Here is an 18,151-nt window from a genome sequence, read left to right on the forward strand (position 1 = left end):
TTTTTCGTAAAATATCATCTTTATCATCAACTGAATATATTTTTCTATGTAAGGAGTTATATCATATGGAGCTTTCCCATCTCGATCAAGTGGATAAAGAAATTATCAGGCTGCTGCATAACAATGGCTGCCTTTCCTACGCCAAAATTGGCGAAATACTCAACCTTTCGCGTGTGGCTATTCAAAAAAGAGTAGAAAACCTGATCGACAATGAAGTCATCGAGAACTTCACCATTCGATTAAATGCTGCAAAATTAGGAAAGGTGGTCAGTGCCTTTTTCGAAGTGGAGGTAGAGCCGCGTTTTACCGAAGAGGTGGGCAATCAGCTTTCAGCTGATCCCAATGTCATCTCGGTTTATCAAATGACAGGAAACAGTTCGCTGCATGTGCATGCTCTGCTGAAAGATGAAGCTGCATTAGAGGCATTTTTGTATCAAAACATCTATAAACGGAGTGGCGTTGTTCGCGTGAACACGCAAGTGGTAATCAAACGGTTTAAGCAGGGGAAGGGCTGGGGCTTTGAACCTTACTCATTAACCTAAAAAAACCGTCAGGGCTTCAATAGCTCTGACGGTTTTTCCTTATAAATTCAAACGATACATCGCCTTATTCTCTAATCCGCGAATCATAGGCGTCCATGCGTCCGTGTCCGGAGTGACTTGCAAAGTATCCTCGACCATCTGCAGCTTCGCATCCATCGAATCGATATAATGCAAAGCAACAGCTTCGGGAATTTGCGGCAGCACCGGGCTTCCCCATTCCGGCAAATTATGATGCGACAGCACGATATGCTGCAGACCGATAACGACATCGGATTGCAAATCCAAGGCATGGTACAAAGCCGCCTCCGTAATCCAATTCGACGCCATCGAAATATGCCCGAGCAGCTTGCCCTGCACGCTGTACTCCGTAACGATACCCAGCTGCGCAATCATCTCCTCTGGCTTCGCGATATCATGCAAAATGATGCCTGCCTTGATTAAATCCGGATTAAGAAATGGCCGCTGTTTACATATGAATTCGCCAATTTCCAGCATCCGCACAATGTGATAGGCTAGACCCGCGAAATAGGCATGATGGTGCGTTTTGGCAGCAGGATAATGATTAAGCTTCTCCCCAACCTTCGCCACGCAAAAAGAAACAATCGATTTAATGTTTGGATTCTCGATGCTTTCCAACACGCCATTTATGGTATGAATAAGATCGACTGGAGAGATAGGAGCCGACCGGATGAAATCAGTCATTTGTACGCCATCTTCCGGCAGTACCTTGCGTATTCTACCAATTTTCACTTGCAATCTATCGCGATAGGTTTGAACCAGCCCTTGAACCTTCACCAATGTCATCGGGAAAAAGGTTTCCTTATCTGCGGCGCTGACGTCCCACATTTTCGCCGAAATCTGCCCGCTGGCGTCGCATAGAACGATATCCATGAAATCCTTAGCAGGCGTCGTGTTCGTTTGCTTAACTTCTAATTCTTTAATGAGATAAAAACCAACAAATTCTTCTGGTGCTTGAAGCTGCTTAATTAAAGTCATTTTAGTTCCTCCACATGTCATTAGGAACTATTATACTATGAAAAAGACTAAAATGGCTGAATTCATTCATAGATTCGCCTCTTCACTCAAAATTTCCCGCTATCACGTTGACTGCCCGGACACCTTTGAGGAACTACAGTCCGCTATTCAGCAAATTCAGCCCTTTTCCGCATCCAAGAGGAACTACAGGGCTTTATTCGCCCGCCAAACCCCGTTTTCTCTTCGAAAACGGACAGATAGCGGACCACAGTTCCCCCTCCACGCGTATAGGCAGCATTTCAAAGAAATAGCGACCTATAGTTCCCTCAATCTCCAGCCTGAACGCTAGCTCAGTCCAAAAAATGCCTTCGCCGTACCCGTTGTTGCTTCCGCAACCTCCTCCACCGTAATACCTAAACATGCAACAACGCTTGCTGCCACATGAGGAAGAAACACCGGCTCATTCCGGCCATCCTGCGGCATAACAGGCAAATCACGAGGCGTCAGGAAAGGGGCATCGGTTTCCAGCATCAGACGATCCAACGGTATTCGCTTCACCAGCTCACGCAGATGCTTGCCTCTACGTTCATCGCAAATCCAACCGGTAATCCCAATATGCATGCCCAACTGCAGATAGACTTCAAGCTCCTGAGCTGACCCCGTGAAACAATGGACAACAGCCTCATAAATCCAACCCGAACCTCCGAGTCATCCTTCAGCCATGACATCGACTGCCCCTTTTGCAAATCTGATTTCATTGACTTCACCAGCTTGTCTATATCCACAGTCTGCTCGTAATGCCATTGAAGCGCTGCTGCTGTGTACAATTCATTTAACTGGGCAAAAGTAAATCCTTCCGTCTGCTTCGCCGTTACCATCATTACATCATCGGTTAACAGTCTGCCAATCCCTTTTTGCTCCCAATATATCTGCCGAAGCTGCACATCAAGAAGCTTAATTTCGTAGGCGCGGTCAAAACGCCCTGCGCGGTTCTGGGAACGGATACAGCCGCCGCAGTTACTTCTCTTAGTTTCACCTTGTAATCCCTCTTCATTTGGCACCTTTTACTGTCGCCATGGGCTTGCACTTTGCTACAACCTGAGCCAAATCCGCTCCGACGACACTCTCTATAATTTGATCGACATCTTTGTAAGCTTGAGGTGATTCATCAAGAATGGCCTCTAATGACTTTTGATTCACAACGATTTCATCCATGGTCCCGACACGCATGGAGGCGGCAAATTCGCTCAGCGTAATCAGCCTTTTCGTTGCACTTCGCGAGCGGATGCGGCCTGCGCCATGGCAGATCGAGTGAAAGTTGGCTTGACCGCCTGGCGCTCCAACCATGATATAGGAAGCCGTTCCCATCGAACCCGGAATCAGCGCGGGGTGACCCGTGTGCACATAGGGCTGCGGATTATCCGGGTGCCCTGCGGGGAGCGAACGCGTCGCCCCTTTGCGATGTACAAAGTAGGACTCGCCCTCATGTTTCTCCTCCCAGGCATAGTTATGCATGAGATCATATAAGGTCGTCATTTCAAACTTTGAGCCAAAAACATCTTTTCCAGCCTCACGAATCGCATAAGCGATGAGATGGCGATTCACAACGGCATAATTCAGCGCTGAATACATCAAGTTAACGTAGGTCTGAGCTGCCGAATGCTCGAGTGGAGCAAAAAGCAGCTTCGGATCTGCGGTTCCTAATCCCAGCGTCCGCATGACTTTCACCATGTCGCTGCTGCTTACTTGGCTGACGGAGCCGCCCCAAGCGCGTGATCCGGAATGGATCATCACAACGACTTGGCCGTCAAACAGGCCCCATGCTTCCGCCACTTCGCGGTTCTCTTCAGCGATCTCAATCGCTTGTATTTCGGCGAAATGGTTCCCATTGCCCAGCGTGCCGAGCTGACGGTGCGAACGATGCCAGACCGCATTCGGGAAGCGATTCAACACATTTTCATCCAATGTAAATTTGCTGCACTCGACATGGGTAAGGGAAGTCGCCTTCCTAGGTGTGTAGCCATCCGGGATATATTTTTTCGGCAAGCCGTGCAGACCTTTGGTCACAACATGCTCCAAACGGACATCGGAGAAGTGACCACGCGCGTGATCCTCCACAGGCAAATATTTCTCAATGGTCTTCACGAGTTTGCGGCGCAGCTTCACATCTTTGAGCTCATCCTTATGCAGATTCGTCAGATGCACTCTCATGCCGCAGCCGATATCGCTGCCGACAATTGACGGCGACACATAACCATCGTGGGTCTGCCAAGCAGCCGTTGTACCGATGCAAGTGCCTACACCGACATGTACGTCTGGCGTGTAGCTCATAAATTTTTGATTCGGAATCTGCAAATTGTTGTTAGCCATCTGAAAAATTTGATAATCTAACGTTTTAAACAGCTCAGGCGCTGCATAAACATGGACAACCCCCGAAGGAAGCTGAACCTGTTGGACATAATTTTCTTTCATTTACGTTTATCCTCTCTATGAACCCCAAACCTCCCTCAGCGCATCTCGGAACAAAACATCTAAAGCATGATCCTGCTTTTCTCCAGAGACTGAAATGTGTATGGCGGTTTCTTCAAAATAAGCGATTTGCCGCTCTAAAAAGTCATTGATCACCGATATTTTCGGCTCTAAGTCGAATTCGACGCCAGCCTTTTTGCGAGTCAACAAGGTGTATACTTCTTGTTTTAATGTCGAGATTGGAAGCATTTGCTCCACGAGCTCTTCAAATTCCATCGGCGGCATCGTGCCATACTTCTCAATCCATCCGCATGCGAGTATGGGCCGCAGCACATAGAAATATTTTTTGATTTTAACGAGATCGCCTTGCAAATACTCCCGGAAATTTCCTTTAGCCATGTGCAAGTAGTGATACATAGTCGATCGCGGGGAAAAAGTCAGTGAAGAGAGCTGGCGGATCTTCTCTGTCACGCTGAACGACTCTAGATATAGAATCGGCGATTGAAGCCATTCGAGCAGTGGCGGGTTCGATTTACGAAACAAATTCAACGCCTTCTTCAAATCCCAACCGTTGATGTCGAGAAGATCGCTGATTGGGCGCTCGATCACATCCCGTTTCTCTAGGATAGACAAGTACCATTCCACTGGTCTTACATAGATGAACCTCACATCATAATCACTATCCTTGGACGGAAATCCCCACGCCCTACTGCCAGATTCACAGGCATATATGATCCGAACGCCTTCCGCTTGTTCGATTTGTTTAAGCTCTGCGTGTATTTTGCTAAGATCCAACGTCACCCTACTCACCCTTTCTTCTTCAAAATGCGCATACAAAAAAGCCATAGACCAACAGCGTCTACGGCTTTTCATGTCAAATTTAAACGAAGCCACTCCACAGAGGACTTACGTATTCGTCACAAACCCGGCTGAGACCGAAGGTAATCTGCTTAATTCTATTGTCACGTTACGGATAGAAATTTGATTGCGAATCATATCGTCGGCCTCCTTCCCATTCATTTACAAACATCATACGAGCCAAACCTACACCACGTCAATCACCCTAAGGCGGAAAGATTAGTTATACTTATTTGTCTACACCCCTTTGATCCCAACCATAGGCTTACAAGTCGCCACCACATCCGCAAGGGAAGCGCCAACCACACTGTCAATGATCTGATCCACATCCTTATAGGCTTGCGGACACTCATCCAGAATCGTTTGCAGGGAACGATGGTTTACTAGTATTTCTTCCTCTGTACCCACTTTGAGCGATTGCGCGAATTCATCGACTGTGACCAACTCTTTCGTTGCTCTTCGTGATCTGGCACGGCCGGCGCCATGGCATATGGAGTAAAAGTTCTTGAGCCCTTCCTCTCTTCCCACCATGATAAAAGAGGAGGTTCCCATCGAACCCGGAATCAAGGCCGGATGACCGGTAGCTTTGTACGCGGCGGTATTTAGAAAATGTCCCGCTGGCAGCGCCCTTGTCGCTCCCTTGCGGTGAACAAGCATCGGCTGATTGCGATGAAATTCCTTTAGCGCATAGTTATGCATGAGATCGTAGAGCACAGGCAGCTCTTCCTTTTCGCCAAAAACCTCCCTGAATGCTTCACGCACGCCGAAGGCAATCATGTGCCGGTTACTTACCGCAAAATTTAAGGCGGAATACATCAGATTTAAGTAAGTCTGGCCTTCAACGCTCGAAATCGGAGCATACAAGAGATTGCGGTCAGGATTTTCAATCCCCCAGCTTTGCATCGCTTCTCTGAAAACTTTGGTAAACTCTTGGCCTAATCTAGCCCCCCATGCACGAGAGCCGGAGTGGATCATGACGACCACTTGACCATCGAATAATCCCCACTGTGCTGCCAACTGTTGGTGCTTTTCGGCAATCTCCAAGTATTGGATCTCAATAAAATGATTTCCTCCACCTAGCGTTCCTAGCTGGCCATGCGCATATTTGCCGATTTTTTCAGGCAATCTTTCGAGGTAAGTAGGGTCGAACTGGAAGGTAGATTCCTCGACATGCGTCAACCACCGTTCACTCGGGATATACGATTCTGGAAGTCCTTTCAACCCATGTTTCACGACTTCCATAATGTCAATATCAGCGTAATTTGTGTTTGTGCGCTCATTCGTCGGTACATACTTCTCAATAGCTTTGATCAATTCCCGGCGCACACCCTTGTCTTGGATATCTTTTTTGTGCAGTGACGTTGTATGAACGCGCATCCCGCAGCCGATGTCCACGCCCACAATGGAGGGGGAAACGAAGCCGTCTTTTAGACCCCAAACTGCTGTTGTACCGATGCAAGTTCCAATCCCCACGTGGGCATCCGGCGTGTAGCTCATATGCAAATTGCGGGGAATCCGCAGATTGTTGTCCGCCATTTCATAGACACGATTCTCAAAAGATTGGAACACCTCGTTGTTAGCAAAAACGTGAAGGCGGCCATGCGCCAGCTCCATTTCATAATGATTGTTGCCGTGATGATTCATTTTCATTTCCATATCGGTTCTCCTCCGTTTGTCTTCTGCACCTATCATCGCTTATTTAGGATGAGACGAACATGGCGAAAGTATGACGACAACCGAAAAGTTTTCCATTTTCTCCTAAACGCAGCCCTGCTACAATAAGATCAGGCTAGAGGAAGAGCGAGGGGATTGTGTGGCTAGGGAAAGCTTTGATAAAGAAATTCAGTTTCTGCGGATGTTCGTGCTGACAAACGGGGCATACAGCCGGCAGCAATTTGCTGAGAGACTCGGGATTTCGGTGCATACCTTTGATAAAACATTACGCCGATTAAAAGAAATCATCTCGCACGTGTACCAGCAAGCACCGGATACACAGCGCAAAGAATTCGCCGATATGATGCGCTACAGTTATTTCGATTCAACAGACCCTATGCTGCTGTTCTTATTCCGGGCCAAATCGCTGAAAGAGTCGGAAAGCCAGCGGATCGCTGCACTGCTAGCGGCTTTGAATGAGCAGCCTTTGACCGCTATTGAATTGCTTGAAGCTTGCAGTAAAGGTATCCCCAGCGAGGCAGCTCTTCCGGATGAGAAAACGATTCGAAACGATCTGAAATATCTGGAGGAAGTCGGCGTCATTACGAAAACCTCGGTGTCACGCCCCTATCGGTACCGCATGCACAATGCGTTCATAGACGAGCTTTCGCAAGATGAGCTTATTGATCTCTATGATTTTATAGATGTGATGGCCAATACTCAGGTCCCTTCTGTGCAAGGCTATTTACTTCGTGACGGGCTTAAAAAGCATATGAATCGGACCTCAGCCGAACTAATGGCTGCAGAGCCATTTCTGTATAAATATCAGTATTACTCCCGGATTTTGGACGAAGCCCATTTGTCCGGATTGTTATCAGCGATTACTCAGCGGCGCAAGGTCCAATTTCTTTATTTTTCACCCAAAAACGGCCAATCTTACGCTTCAAAAAATACGAATCCCTTATTCGAACGGGAAATGGAAGGTAAGCTGCAGAAGGCGCTGCCACTGCGAATCGTGCACGATCACCAATATGGTCGATGGTATTTGCTGGCCCATGATTCGCGGCATGGCATCCGTAAATTCCGGATCGAAGGAATGACACAGATTGAGCATGACGAGCTGGTCGATGCCGCTTTTTTCAATGAGAGAAGGTTGGATTTAGAAGAGCGAATCAAGCTAAGCTGGGTCATAGACACAGGGAGTGCCGTTGCGGTAAAAGTGCGCTTCTACAACCCTGGCCGATCTGGACCAAATTTCATCAAAGAGCGCGTACATCTTCAAGGGCAATGGGGAGAAATCACCGAGGAGCTGGAAGATTCGTTCGTTTACGAGATCACCGTCAATGGGACTACGGAAATAAAGCCTTGGATTCGAAGTTTTGGATCGAGCTGTGAGGTGCTGGAACCTAGCGAATTCCGGCAGGAGATGATTGCGGAGTGGAAGGAGTTATCGGGCTATTATGAACCTGTTCGAGAAAATATTTAACTATGATATGATCACGAGATTAGAAAATTCAGGAACGTTCATGGTGACTTCTGTGGAGCGGTCATGGCTGAAAACGATGCTGAGTCACAGCGCTGCCTTGCATGCCTTCACACCTGCTGCGCTGGAGAAGCTTCAGAGGGTTCTGGATATTGAACCTGCCTTGGATTTGTCTGAAGCGTTCACGGAGAAAGCGAGAAGTAAAGAAATACATGTGTTTCATCCACAGCTGCGCACACTCCGCCGAGTGATTACACGACAAGGTGCTATCAGGCTTACTTATCGGGTGAAGGATGAGCGTACTTTTACCAATGAAATGGCTTTTCCGTACAAACTCGAATATTCGCAGGTCAAAAAAGATTGGTACTTGCTCTGGTATCATCTCAGACACCGGACAATGATGAGCTCAAAGCTGGACAACATTGAAGCCATTCATGATCTGCCATTCTCCCCCGAGCGGGCTGCCCAAGTACAAGTACAAATTGAAAAGCTGCTGCAAAAACGTCACATTCAAGCAACCATCACTGTCATCAAAACATACAATCGGGAATTGTCACGGATTCTATATGCGTTCTCTTGCTTCGAGAAGCAAGTCGATTATGACGACAAAGAGGGTACCTATACTATCCGACTAACGTATCTAAACAATGAAGCCGAATATGTGTTAAGCAAGCTGCGGTTCCTCGGCAAAAGGGTGCGAGTCACGCAAGGCGAGTATTTGCAAAAGAGGATGCTGGAGTCTGCTCAGAGGGCATTGGCTAGGTATGAAAGGACAGTTGGAGTCGAGTCTGCTGAGGATGCCGCAGGAGGAAGCTTGTGAGGATGTAAAAAAGGAGCGCTCCCAAAGTCATCCCAATTCCAACAGAACGATCCGATTGAGGGTGGCACAGCTGAAACAGATGTAAAAACTACCGTTAATCTGCGTTGCACAGTGGCAAGGAATAAAATAGCGGTAAAAACTACAGCTAACTCGTCGGTAGCTACCGATCTTCACACGCCAGAAAAAGAGGCTTCCCCAAAAGTCATCAATGACTGAGGGAGAGCCTCTTTTTTAACTTTTGAGGCAGCCTTTTGAAGGCATACCTGTTTAACCTTTGCCGATCCAATCGACTTCAGCAATCTCCTGCCATCTTTTACGAATAGTATCATATGCTTCTTGCGGTAAATTCCCTCGTTCCAGCAGCTTCGCATTTTCCAGCCAACGCCCCGGATTAGCCGTACCGACAATAGCGGTATGGACACCTGGCACAGACAGCGTGAAACGCAGAGCAACTTCAATAGATTCCTGCAGTTCCGTCTGCAGAAAATCGTATTTCAATTGTTGCAGACGATCCCAATAAGCATGATGATAGGCACTCTCCGGCTTCTTGCCCGTTTTCCAAGCTGCATTTGCAATAGGGCGTTTCACAACCACACCCATGCCTCTTTCAATAGCTTCCGGGATCGTAAGCTCGATAGCTTCTTGATCGGCAATATTGATCGAGGTCTCCAACGAATCGAATAAGCCGGATTGAACCGCATACTGAGCCGCTATGTGATCACCGCTGTAGCCGATGAAACGCGTTTTCCCTTGCTCCTTCGCGCGCTGTAAAACCTCAATGACTTCGCCTCGCCGAAGTAATTCTTCCGAGCAGCTGTGCAAATGAATCACGTCGATATAGTCCGTGTTCAGACGTTTTAAGCTGCGGTCAATGCTTAGTTCTAACAGCTTAGGATCCCAATCAGGGAGATCAAGGCCAGATGCATGGCCGCATTTGGTGAATAAATAGTAGTCATCCCGGCGGTGCGATACCGTTTTACCGATTAACTCTTCGCTGACGTTATAGCATTCAGCTGTATCGATCACGTTTAGACCAGCATCTAGCGCACTGCCTAGAAGCTTGTCCACGTCTTCCGATGAAGCCGAAGAAAAACCGATTTCGGCGCCACCAAAGCCTAGAACGCTAACTTGCATGCCTGTTTTGCCATAAAGACGCTTTTCCATGTTAGCTATTCTCCTTTGAAGAGATTTGGTCATTATTACTTCGTTATTATTACTTCGTCATTATCGCTTCTACACGCTCTAAAACGTCAGTAGATAATGTAATATCCGAAGCTTTCGCATTGTCTTCAACCTGTTCAGGACGGCTCGCACCTACTAAAGCGCTAGAAACATTCGGCTGACGCAAGATCCAAGCAAGCGCTAAGTTCCCGATAGAAATGTTCAAATCTGCAGCAACCGCTTCAAGTTGTTGAACTTTAGCAATATTCTCCTCGGTCAAACCTTTGCGGAAATTATCCAGCTTCGCTGCTCGGCTATCTTGAGGAATGTCAGAAACGGATTTGTATTTACCCGTTAGCAAGCCTTGCGCCAATGGCGAGAAGACTACTTGACCAATCCCCTGTTTTTCACCTAAAGGAATAACCTCTTTCTCGATATAACGGTTAAAGAGGTTATAAATAGGCTGATTTACGATGATCTTATCCAATAAATATTTATCAGCTACGGCTAATGCTTGGGCCATTTGAGTGGCTGTCCATTCACTTACCCCGATATACAGCGCTTTCCCTTGTGTAACGAGATCATCGAGTGCCCGCAGTGTTTCTTCAATTGGTGTTTCTGTATCATAGCGGTGGCAATAATACACGTCCACATAGTCCGTGCCAAGCCGCTGTAAACTCGCATGGAGCTGTTCAAAAATATGCTTGCGAGAAAGACCTTTATCATTAGGTCCGTCACCCATTTTACCGAACACCTTGGTAGCAAGCACGTAGGAATGACGCGGATAATTTTTCAGAACCTCGCCCACGACTTTCTCGGCTTCACCACGCTCATACACATTCGCTGTATCAAAAAAATTAATCCCCAATTCATAAGCTTTATGAATGGAGTTGACTGCATTCTCACGCTCAACGTAACCACCATATGTCAACCAGCTGCCTAAACTAATTTCACTTACGTTTAATCCTGAAAGCCCTAATTTACGATATTTCATCTCATTTCATCCTCCTAATACTTTCAATTTCAGGCTCTACTATTATATCAATAGTTGGTTAAGGAATATAAGTAGTGAAAAGTTTCTCACATAATATCAAATAATTAAGTTAGTTACTTATAGGTAACTAGTAATTACCCCCTCAATTGTTTAAAAGCGAAGCTTCGTGGGGGGCGCTCAGCCTCACGATTGAGTTAAGGTGGCTGGTTCTGCCACCTTTGAGGAACTATAGGTCGCTATTTCGCAGAAAGCGGCGATAGGGTTGATGTTGGGGAACTACAGGACGCTATTTCACCGTATTTGGCGAAATTACGCCAAATAGCTTGAAATAGCGGATCATAGTTCCCCTTCTCTGTGAAAATGGGCGCACTTCGCAGAAATAGCGCCCTGTAGTTCCCATCAGCGGCCATGCTTAGCTGATGGGGGTATTCGCGAGGGGCAAATTCCCCCTCAACTGTTAGGCTAGTTTAAGAGCGAGCTATGTGCGACTTTCGGAGGGGTGAGCGTGTGAACGCTGGTGAAATCAACGGTCAAGAGATGCGTCGTGGGGGCGCTCAGCCTCATGATTGAGTTAAGGTGGCTGGTTCTGCCACCTTTGAGGAACTATAGGTCGCTATTTCGCAGAAAGCGGCGATAGGGTTGATGTTGGGGAACTACAAAGCGCTATTTCACCGTATTTGGCGGAAATTACGCCAAATAGCTTGAAAAAGCGGATCATAGTTCCCCTTCTCTGTGAAAATGGGCGCATTTCGCAGAAATAGCGCCCTGTAGTTCCCATCAGCGGCCATGCTTAGCCGATGGGGGTATTCGAGAGGGGGCAATTTCCCCCTCAACTGTTAGGCTAGTTTAAGAGCGAGCTATGTGCGACTTTCGGTGGGTTGAGCGTGTGAACGCTGGTGAAATCAGCGTTTATGTTAAGCTTCGTGGGGGGGGGAGGGGGGGGCGGTCTCCGACACACCACGCCAGCAAGCGCACCTAATTTGCGATAGAAAAAAGCCTGATTCCCAGCCCTTCGGCTCAGAGATCAGGCCCTATTATGTTTAACTCGCCGCAACTTTAGCGTTAGCTTTCACCAACCGGATTCTCTCGCCCGGGCTTGTAGACAACTGAACGATGTCATCATAGCTGGTTACATCTCCGCTTGCTTGCTTGCACACAGCCCCGTGCTCCCATGGATTGTAGAACCTCAGCTCAGCACCCGCTTCACTCTCGATCTCAACCCACTGCACTTCGCCGCCAGAAATCGATGCGCTCACCAGAAAAGCTCCAACCGCCCGTAGCGTGGCAAATTCGGCATCCTGCTCGCTAGGCCAGTTCGGGAACAGGCGAAGAATACCGTTATAGCTCTGCAGCAGGCACTCATTAATGACGACCGGCAGCGCGAAGTTCTCGAACCAAATGCCGACCCTGCTCATAAAATCAAAGCTCAGTGTATCACTGTACCTACCGCCGGACAGCAGAACACGGTCCGTGCACGTGCCGTTAGGCAGCAGGCAGTAGCTAATTTGCCGTTTGAACTTTTCCAGATCCAGATGTCCCATTCGTGCTCCTGCAAGATGATAGAAAACAAGCTCGTTGCCGCCTTCATTCCGATGATTCAGATAGGAATTGACCGCCGTTTGGTACGCTTCACCTGTTGAGTGAAGGCCATGCTCCTCCCCTGGGAAAATCGTCATAATACCGTTTGGCGTGTTATAGACAACCTCTGCATCCTCCCCTGGTACGGAGACGAACACTGTACCACGCTGCGATTCCGCCGTTGGGTATTCAGGGAATTTGCTTAGTATCTCTTGAACGCTACTTAGCAGTGCTGCCTCTTCTTGCTCTACACCGAGTGTTTCACAAGCCTCCTTAAAGGCATGAAATACAAATTTGGTCAGCGTCAAATCAACAAGGCAATCGTAATTCCTCTTGAAACCAGGCGTCAATTCATACAGCTCAGGAACAACAGTAGGGAAAATGTGATAACGGTCATCCCCCCACGCCTCCCCGTGCGTATCCGGCCTGCTCATGTAATCGGCCATAAACAACACGGCTTCCTTGATTGGCACAAAAGCTCGATTCGCCAGGAAATCCTGGTCCATCGTGTAAAGGTAATGCCACCACAGGCTCTGCACCGTCCACGGAGTTTCACAGACTTCCCAGCCCCAATGCGGCACTGGATAAGGCATTATGTTCATTTCGACAGGGTAAGCGGAGTGCGGATAATAGGCTCCACGCATGCCGTAGTATTCGCTTGCCCATTTTCGGCTCACAGGAAGAACATGATCTACCATGTTGACATAAGCCAGATGCTTATCGACATGATTACTGGAAAAAGCAAGCCAGAACGGCTGCTGCGTATTGTAATTCATATGGTAATCGCCATGCCACTCCGAGCCAATGGAACGGTAGCTCCAATTCGCGAACAGACCCGGACAGGTCGCTTCGGGTTTGACAGAGCAGTGATAGAAATATAAATTCCAATACCAGATTCGCTCTAGGAATTCATCGCCGAGACTCACGCCTGAGCAATTCCAGTACGATGTCCAATTGTTCTCGCAAGCAGCCAAGGCGGCGGCAATCCCTTGCTCCGTAGGGGCTATCAGCTCCTGCAGCCCTGCAGTAACGGAACTATCTAAGCCTTCTGTCAGCTCCACGCAAGCCAGGAACGGCGCAGTTTGGAGCAGCTTAGCTTGTACGCCGCCTGCGGTATCCGCAGCTTCGATGCCCTCGGCTACACGAACATCCAAGCGGAACACTTTGTCCTTCGGATCACGCTCTTTCCCCTCTGGCGCACAAGGAAGCGTCTGCCTGAAGCTGAGTTGACTCCGCTCAGCCTCTACCGCCATCTGCGCAAGCGGCAGTTCCTTCGGCGTATCTGGATCGGGGATGAGCTTGACCCGATCGAACAGTCCGCCGATGGCGCCTTCCGGCGAAACAAGCTTCATCCACATCCGATCCGCCTCAGGCTCGATAAACAATTGCAAGGTGGCCTCCCCCGCCTCCAGCTTGAAATAAACTTCACAAAGACCATTGTGAATATGTATTGTATGGCCTAACACTTCCGCCTTGCGCCGATCATAGCCGAGGAGAAGCGAGCCGCACGGCATAGGCCGAGGATATGGCTTGCTGTAGTTCTCTGCCGTCATATCACAGTATTCGCGATACCAATCGTTCTCTCGGAACGTTTCCAAATCATTCGGAATCTGCTTCAATTGCTCGAATACGTCTTGAAAAGTCCCAATCTTGTCTTGATTATTCTCTGCAATTCGGATGTCCCACACATTGTTATGTCCAAAATGGATGACAACCGCATCTGGACGTGTTGTGACCACGGCGCCAAGGCCGCCGTTCCCCATCAATGCGCCCTCAAAAAAGTCAGGCGCCGGCTTCTCATAGCTAATTGGGTGTCGCTTCGCTTGCTCATTTCTATTCATGGTTACTCTCTCCCTTATCCATCATGTGGCAGCGTAAAAGTCCTGTACGACCACCTGGGCCGTACAGGACCATCGCCTTATTTTTTAAATGATTTATCGTAGGATTGCTGCATGATTTCCATGTAGCGTTTGAGGTTTAATTTATTCAAACCGGCTACATAGGCATCCCAATCCTTGTTCAAATCTTTGGCGCCTGTGACGAACTGCAGCGAATTCTGATCGATGTAGTTTTTAATATTCGTTTTCAGCATAGCAGCTTCGTCCGCTGTTGACGGATCGATCCAGATCGCCCAGTGCGGGAATACATCTTTTGGCTGCTTGCCATCATACACATGCGTAGCTTCTTGCAATCTGCGCTCATAGCCAGTTGTGTCATAGATATCCGTAGCCGCAACCCAGCTATCCCGGAATGCCTTCGGTTGGAAATATTGGGCCATCGGGCCCCAAGCCGAGTTGTGCGGGGTTTCCCCCGTCGGCGTTGGAATCGTCGCCAGAAGAGGAGTCGCTGACTTCTCTACAGGAGAATCGCCATCCTTCGGTTTCCGCCAGTCCTTCCCTTCTTCGCCGAAGTGACCGCGGATTTGGCCTTCCTGCGTAAACATGTAATCGACTAATTTAATGGCTGCGATTTGAGCTTCCTTGCTTGCTTTATTCGTAAGAACGAAGGTTGCACCTGGATCGCTGGGATAATTATAAGTCGCAAACGCCCCATTCGGCCCTATCAGTGGTGGAACGGCATCATACGTTTTAGAATTATCCGATCCGCCCGTGACGAAAATGTAAGGGTGCATAGCGGCGCCGGCGCCCAGAATTTGCGCATCCGCATTGTCGCCAATTTTCTTGTAGGCTGTAGCATTTTGTGTAAATGCCCCCTTATCAATTAAGCCTCCGTCATACATGGACTTCACGAACTGCAAGCCTTGCTTCCATTCTTCCTTGTTTGCTGCTACATCCACTTTCCCATTGTTCAGCAGGAGATAAGTGCGATCGTCGTCATAGATATACCCATTCATAAAGTAAGGGATGATGTGAACCCCATAATCCTCGATAGATCCGCTAAGCGGTACTTCATCCGCTTTGCCATTGCCGTTCGGGTCTTTGGTCTTGAACGCTTCCAATACCTTTTTGTAGTCATCCAGCGTTTTGGGCATGGTTAGATTCAGCTTTTTCAGCCAGGACGAATTGATCCACATTTTATTTGGATACGAACAGTGGTAGCACTCGACCAATTGCGTTAAACCATATATTTTGCCGTCCGGCGCGGTGTTCATCGCCTTAAAGTAAGGATATTTATCCAAAGCAGATTGAACATTAGGCGCATATTGCTTAATGAGATCGTCAAGCGGAAGAATCACGCCTTGCTGGGAATATCGAAGAATATCGGTTTGTGAAAATTTATCAACCCACGGAATCAGCATGTACAGATCCGGATAATCGCCGCTGGCCAGTGAAATTTGTCTTTTCTCAGCTGCACCATCGAAAGGAACCGTCTGCCATGAAAATTTAATATTAAATTTCTGCTCTGCAAATTTGGAGAAGCTGTTAGTCGCCAGATCGATATTCGCGTCTTGTTGGGCAAAAATCTTGATCGGAACCGGAGCGCCCGTGCCCTCCGATGGTTTCGCAGCGTTCGTTGCGCCTGGCGTACTGGTATCAGAAGCAGTTGGGGATGTACAAGCTGTGAGAACTAAGCTGATCGTTAGCAGCATTATCCATAAAGTTGAAACTGTTTTTTTCAAATGCGCCCTCTCCCTTTCGTTGTCAAATGGTAACCCCTGCATGTGCTTTTATCCAAGTTTTCAAGCCTTGTTCCGTGTGATCCCGAGTCGCACCGCCTCCTCTCTTAGGTGTCTCTTATCCTTTCACAGAGCCAATCAGCATCCCTTTTACGAAATACCGCTGTACAAAAGGATAAATGATCAAAACGGGTAAGCTTGCTATGACAATGAGCGAGTATTTGGTCAAATCGGCAAACTGCTGTCTCCTCAGCTGCTCAGCCGCATCAATGTTGCCTGACGCCGCCGAATTGAGAATCAGAATACTGCGAAGAATCAACTGTAACGGGTATAAACTTTGTGTTTTCAAATAGATCAAAGCATCAAAGTAAGCATTCCACTGCCCGATGGCATACATCAAAATCAGCACAGCGATGATAGGTTTGGACAAGGGAAGCACAACACTCCACAGAAAACGAAAGTCGCTGCAACCATCCATTTCGCTCGCTTCCGCCAGTTCATCCGGAATGGAAGATTGGAAAAACGTCCTGGCAATAATGATTTGCCATACCCAGATGGCTTGCGGGATAAGCAGGGCCCACCTCGTATCGAGCAGACCAAGCTGTTTGACGACCAAATAGGTAGGAATCAGACCGCCAGAGAATAGCATCGTAAAGGTAATGAACATCATAAGTGCGCTGCGTCCAAAAAAGGTTCTTCGAGATAGCGGATAAGCCAAAATAATCGTTAACGTTACGCTAATTAATGTGCCGAAGAAGGCATAGAATAACGAATTTCCATAGCCCTGAAGTACCTGCGGATTGCTTAATACAACCTTGTATCCTACGAATGTAAGATCCACTGGCCATAACCATACACGTCCTGATGAAACAGCGAGCGGACTGCTTAAGGAAGAGCTGACAATGAATACTAGCGGATAAAGAACGACGATCAGTGCGATCCCCAGAAAAATGTACACGCCCGTAAGGAACAGCCGGTCCCCAGTCGATTCACGAATGCGACGCCCCATCTTGATCATTTGGCGGGTCCTCTCCCTTCTTTTACCAAAGACTTGTACTAGAGATTTTTTTGGCTATGGCATTAACCAGCAAAAGCAGAATCAAGTTAACAACCGAATTGAATAAACCGACTGCCGTTGCGAAGCTGAAGTTCGCATTCAATAACCCGATTTTGTAGACATAAGTAGCGATAATCTCAGCCGTTTCGAGATTAAGCGGATTTTGCAGCAAATAAATTTTTTCAAACCCGACAGACATAATGTTCCCTACGCTTAATATCAAAATGATGACGGCTGTGGGCATAATGCCAGGAATATCAATATGAATTATTTTCTGAAACCGAGAAGCTCCATCGACTTTAGCCGCTTCGTAGAGCGACGGGTCCACCCCAGCCAGTGCGGCCAAGTAAATAACCGCTGAGTACCCTGCACCTTGCCATACGTCAGACCATACGTAGACACTACGGAACATGCTCGGGATGCCAAGAAAGTTGATCGTTTCTAAGCCGAAGCTTTGTAAAATGATATTGATCACGCCTAATCTCGGGGAGAGAAGCAGCATAATCATGGAAACCATTACAACGGTTGAAATGAAATAAGGCGCGTAGGTGACGAGTTGAACGGCTCTTTTGAAAAGGCCGTTCCGGATTTCATTTAGTGCCAAAGCGAGCAGAATAGGAACGGGAAAACCAATAGCGATCTGATATAAACTAAGAAACAGCGTGTTCTTAATCAACACCCAAAATTGCGGGTTATTGAAGAAGAGATGGAAATGCTTGAACCCGGCCCAAGGGCTGTGCCAAATTCCTTTGACAACGCTATAATCCTTGAAGGCGATGACCGCGTTCACCATCGGAATGTACTTAAAGATTAGAAAGTAAAGAACAGCCGGTATAATAAGTAAGTAGAACTGCCAGTGCTTCCGAAAACTCTTGCTCGCCTCCATCCACAGCCTGGACTTCTTCTTGGCCACACTCGGAGCGCGCGTTTCTCTGACGGATACGGTATCCAGATCAATCCCTCCTGTTTGGTAGCGCTTTCTAT

At 47.7% G+C, this 18,151-nt stretch carries 13 protein-coding genes and 1 pseudogene; 3 read left to right on the forward strand and 11 right to left on the reverse strand.

The features are described from left to right. The first annotated feature begins 65 nt into the window (after window positions 1-65). Complete coding sequence (locus AC58UW_RS08195; protein WP_497420203.1) at window positions 66-542, forward strand: Lrp/AsnC family transcriptional regulator; 477 nt, start codon at window positions 66-68, stop codon at window positions 540-542. 39 nt (window positions 543-581) lie between these two features. Here the strand turns inward: AC58UW_RS08195 and AC58UW_RS08200 are convergent, their stop codons facing one another. The 5 genes and pseudogenes from AC58UW_RS08200 to AC58UW_RS08220 form a co-directional block, all read right to left on the reverse strand. Next, window positions 582-1,538, reverse strand: a complete 957-nt coding sequence (locus AC58UW_RS08200) for a 3'-5' exoribonuclease YhaM family protein (protein WP_497420204.1) — start codon at window positions 1,536-1,538, stop codon at window positions 582-584. A 324-nt stretch (window positions 1,539-1,862) separates the two neighbouring features. After that, a pseudogene (locus tag AC58UW_RS08205) lies at window positions 1,863-2,210 on the reverse strand (TatD family hydrolase); the annotation flags it as partial. Between the two features lie 357 nt (window positions 2,211-2,567). Next, complete coding sequence (locus AC58UW_RS08210) at window positions 2,568-3,989, reverse strand: RtcB family protein (RefSeq protein WP_497420205.1); 1,422 nt, start codon at window positions 3,987-3,989, stop codon at window positions 2,568-2,570. A gap of 15 nt (window positions 3,990-4,004) precedes the next feature. Beyond that, window positions 4,005-4,787 carry a nucleotidyltransferase domain-containing protein gene (locus tag AC58UW_RS08215; RefSeq protein WP_497420206.1) on the reverse strand — a complete coding sequence of 261 codons (783 nt, stop codon included), beginning with the start codon at window positions 4,785-4,787 and terminating at the stop codon, window positions 4,005-4,007. 294 nt (window positions 4,788-5,081) lie between these two features. Beyond that, window positions 5,082-6,494, reverse strand: coding sequence for an RtcB family protein (locus tag AC58UW_RS08220; protein ID WP_497420611.1), 1,413 nt, complete (start codon window positions 6,492-6,494; stop codon window positions 5,082-5,084). 163 nt (window positions 6,495-6,657) lie between these two features. Between AC58UW_RS08220 and AC58UW_RS08225 the strand changes: the two genes are divergently transcribed. Both AC58UW_RS08225 and AC58UW_RS08230 read left to right on the forward strand, forming a co-directional pair. Continuing rightward, on the forward strand, window positions 6,658-7,983 hold the full coding sequence (locus AC58UW_RS08225; protein WP_497420207.1) for a helix-turn-helix transcriptional regulator: 1,326 nt from the start codon (window positions 6,658-6,660) through the stop codon (window positions 7,981-7,983). Then, on the forward strand, window positions 7,958-8,800 hold the full coding sequence (locus AC58UW_RS08230) for a WYL domain-containing protein (protein WP_497420208.1): 843 nt from the start codon (window positions 7,958-7,960) through the stop codon (window positions 8,798-8,800). The genes AC58UW_RS08225 and AC58UW_RS08230 overlap by 26 nt, the downstream gene beginning before the upstream one ends. 267 nt (window positions 8,801-9,067) lie before the next feature. On the opposite strand, the gene AC58UW_RS08235 is transcribed toward AC58UW_RS08230, so the two are convergent. From AC58UW_RS08235 to AC58UW_RS08260, 6 genes are all read right to left on the reverse strand, one after another. Next, a complete protein-coding gene (locus AC58UW_RS08235) occupies window positions 9,068-9,964 on the reverse strand; it encodes an aldo/keto reductase (protein ID WP_497420209.1) in 897 nt (298 codons plus the stop codon). Between the two features lie 49 nt (window positions 9,965-10,013). Next, window positions 10,014-10,955, reverse strand: a complete 942-nt coding sequence (locus tag AC58UW_RS08240) for an aldo/keto reductase family protein (RefSeq protein ID WP_497420210.1) — start codon at window positions 10,953-10,955, stop codon at window positions 10,014-10,016. 1,040 nt (window positions 10,956-11,995) lie between these two features. After that, window positions 11,996-14,374, reverse strand: coding sequence for a glycosyl hydrolase family 95 catalytic domain-containing protein (locus AC58UW_RS08245; RefSeq protein ID WP_497420211.1), 2,379 nt, complete (start codon window positions 14,372-14,374; stop codon window positions 11,996-11,998). 77 nt (window positions 14,375-14,451) lie between these two features. Then, window positions 14,452-16,113 carry a type 2 periplasmic-binding domain-containing protein gene (locus AC58UW_RS08250; protein WP_497420212.1) on the reverse strand — a complete coding sequence of 554 codons (1,662 nt, stop codon included), beginning with the start codon at window positions 16,111-16,113 and terminating at the stop codon, window positions 14,452-14,454. Between the two features lie 115 nt (window positions 16,114-16,228). Beyond that, a complete protein-coding gene (locus AC58UW_RS08255; RefSeq protein ID WP_497420213.1) occupies window positions 16,229-17,128 on the reverse strand; it encodes a carbohydrate ABC transporter permease in 900 nt (299 codons plus the stop codon). A 22-nt stretch (window positions 17,129-17,150) separates the two neighbouring features. Next, complete coding sequence (locus AC58UW_RS08260; RefSeq protein ID WP_497420612.1) at window positions 17,151-18,005, reverse strand: ABC transporter permease; 855 nt, start codon at window positions 18,003-18,005, stop codon at window positions 17,151-17,153. Between the last annotated feature and the right edge of the window lie 146 nt (window positions 18,006-18,151).

The organism is Paenibacillus sp. J22R160, from assembly GCF_059692135.1.

Excerpts from the sequence above, each read along its gene's own strand:
- AC58UW_RS08195 (WP_497420203.1), top strand. The coding sequence starts at position 66 with ATGGAGCTTTCCCATCTCGATCAAGTGGATAAAGAAATTATCAGGCTG.
- AC58UW_RS08200 (WP_497420204.1), bottom strand. The coding sequence starts at position 1,538 with ATGACTTTAATTAAGCAGCTTCAAGCACCAGAAGAATTTGTTGGTTTT.
- AC58UW_RS08210 (WP_497420205.1), bottom strand. The coding sequence starts at position 3,989 with ATGAAAGAAAATTATGTCCAACAGGTTCAGCTTCCTTCGGGGGTTGTC.
- AC58UW_RS08220 (WP_497420611.1), bottom strand. The coding sequence starts at position 6,494 with ATGAAAATGAATCATCACGGCAACAATCATTATGAAATGGAGCTGGCG.
- AC58UW_RS08230 (WP_497420208.1), top strand. The coding sequence starts at position 7,958 with ATGAACCTGTTCGAGAAAATATTTAACTATGATATGATCACGAGATTA.
- AC58UW_RS08235 (WP_497420209.1), bottom strand. The coding sequence starts at position 9,964 with ATGGAAAAGCGTCTTTATGGCAAAACAGGCATGCAAGTTAGCGTTCTA.
- AC58UW_RS08240 (WP_497420210.1), bottom strand. The coding sequence starts at position 10,955 with ATGAAATATCGTAAATTAGGGCTTTCAGGATTAAACGTAAGTGAAATT.
- AC58UW_RS08245 (WP_497420211.1), bottom strand. The coding sequence starts at position 14,374 with ATGAATAGAAATGAGCAAGCGAAGCGACACCCAATTAGCTATGAGAAG.
- AC58UW_RS08255 (WP_497420213.1), bottom strand. The coding sequence starts at position 17,128 with ATGATCAAGATGGGGCGTCGCATTCGTGAATCGACTGGGGACCGGCTG.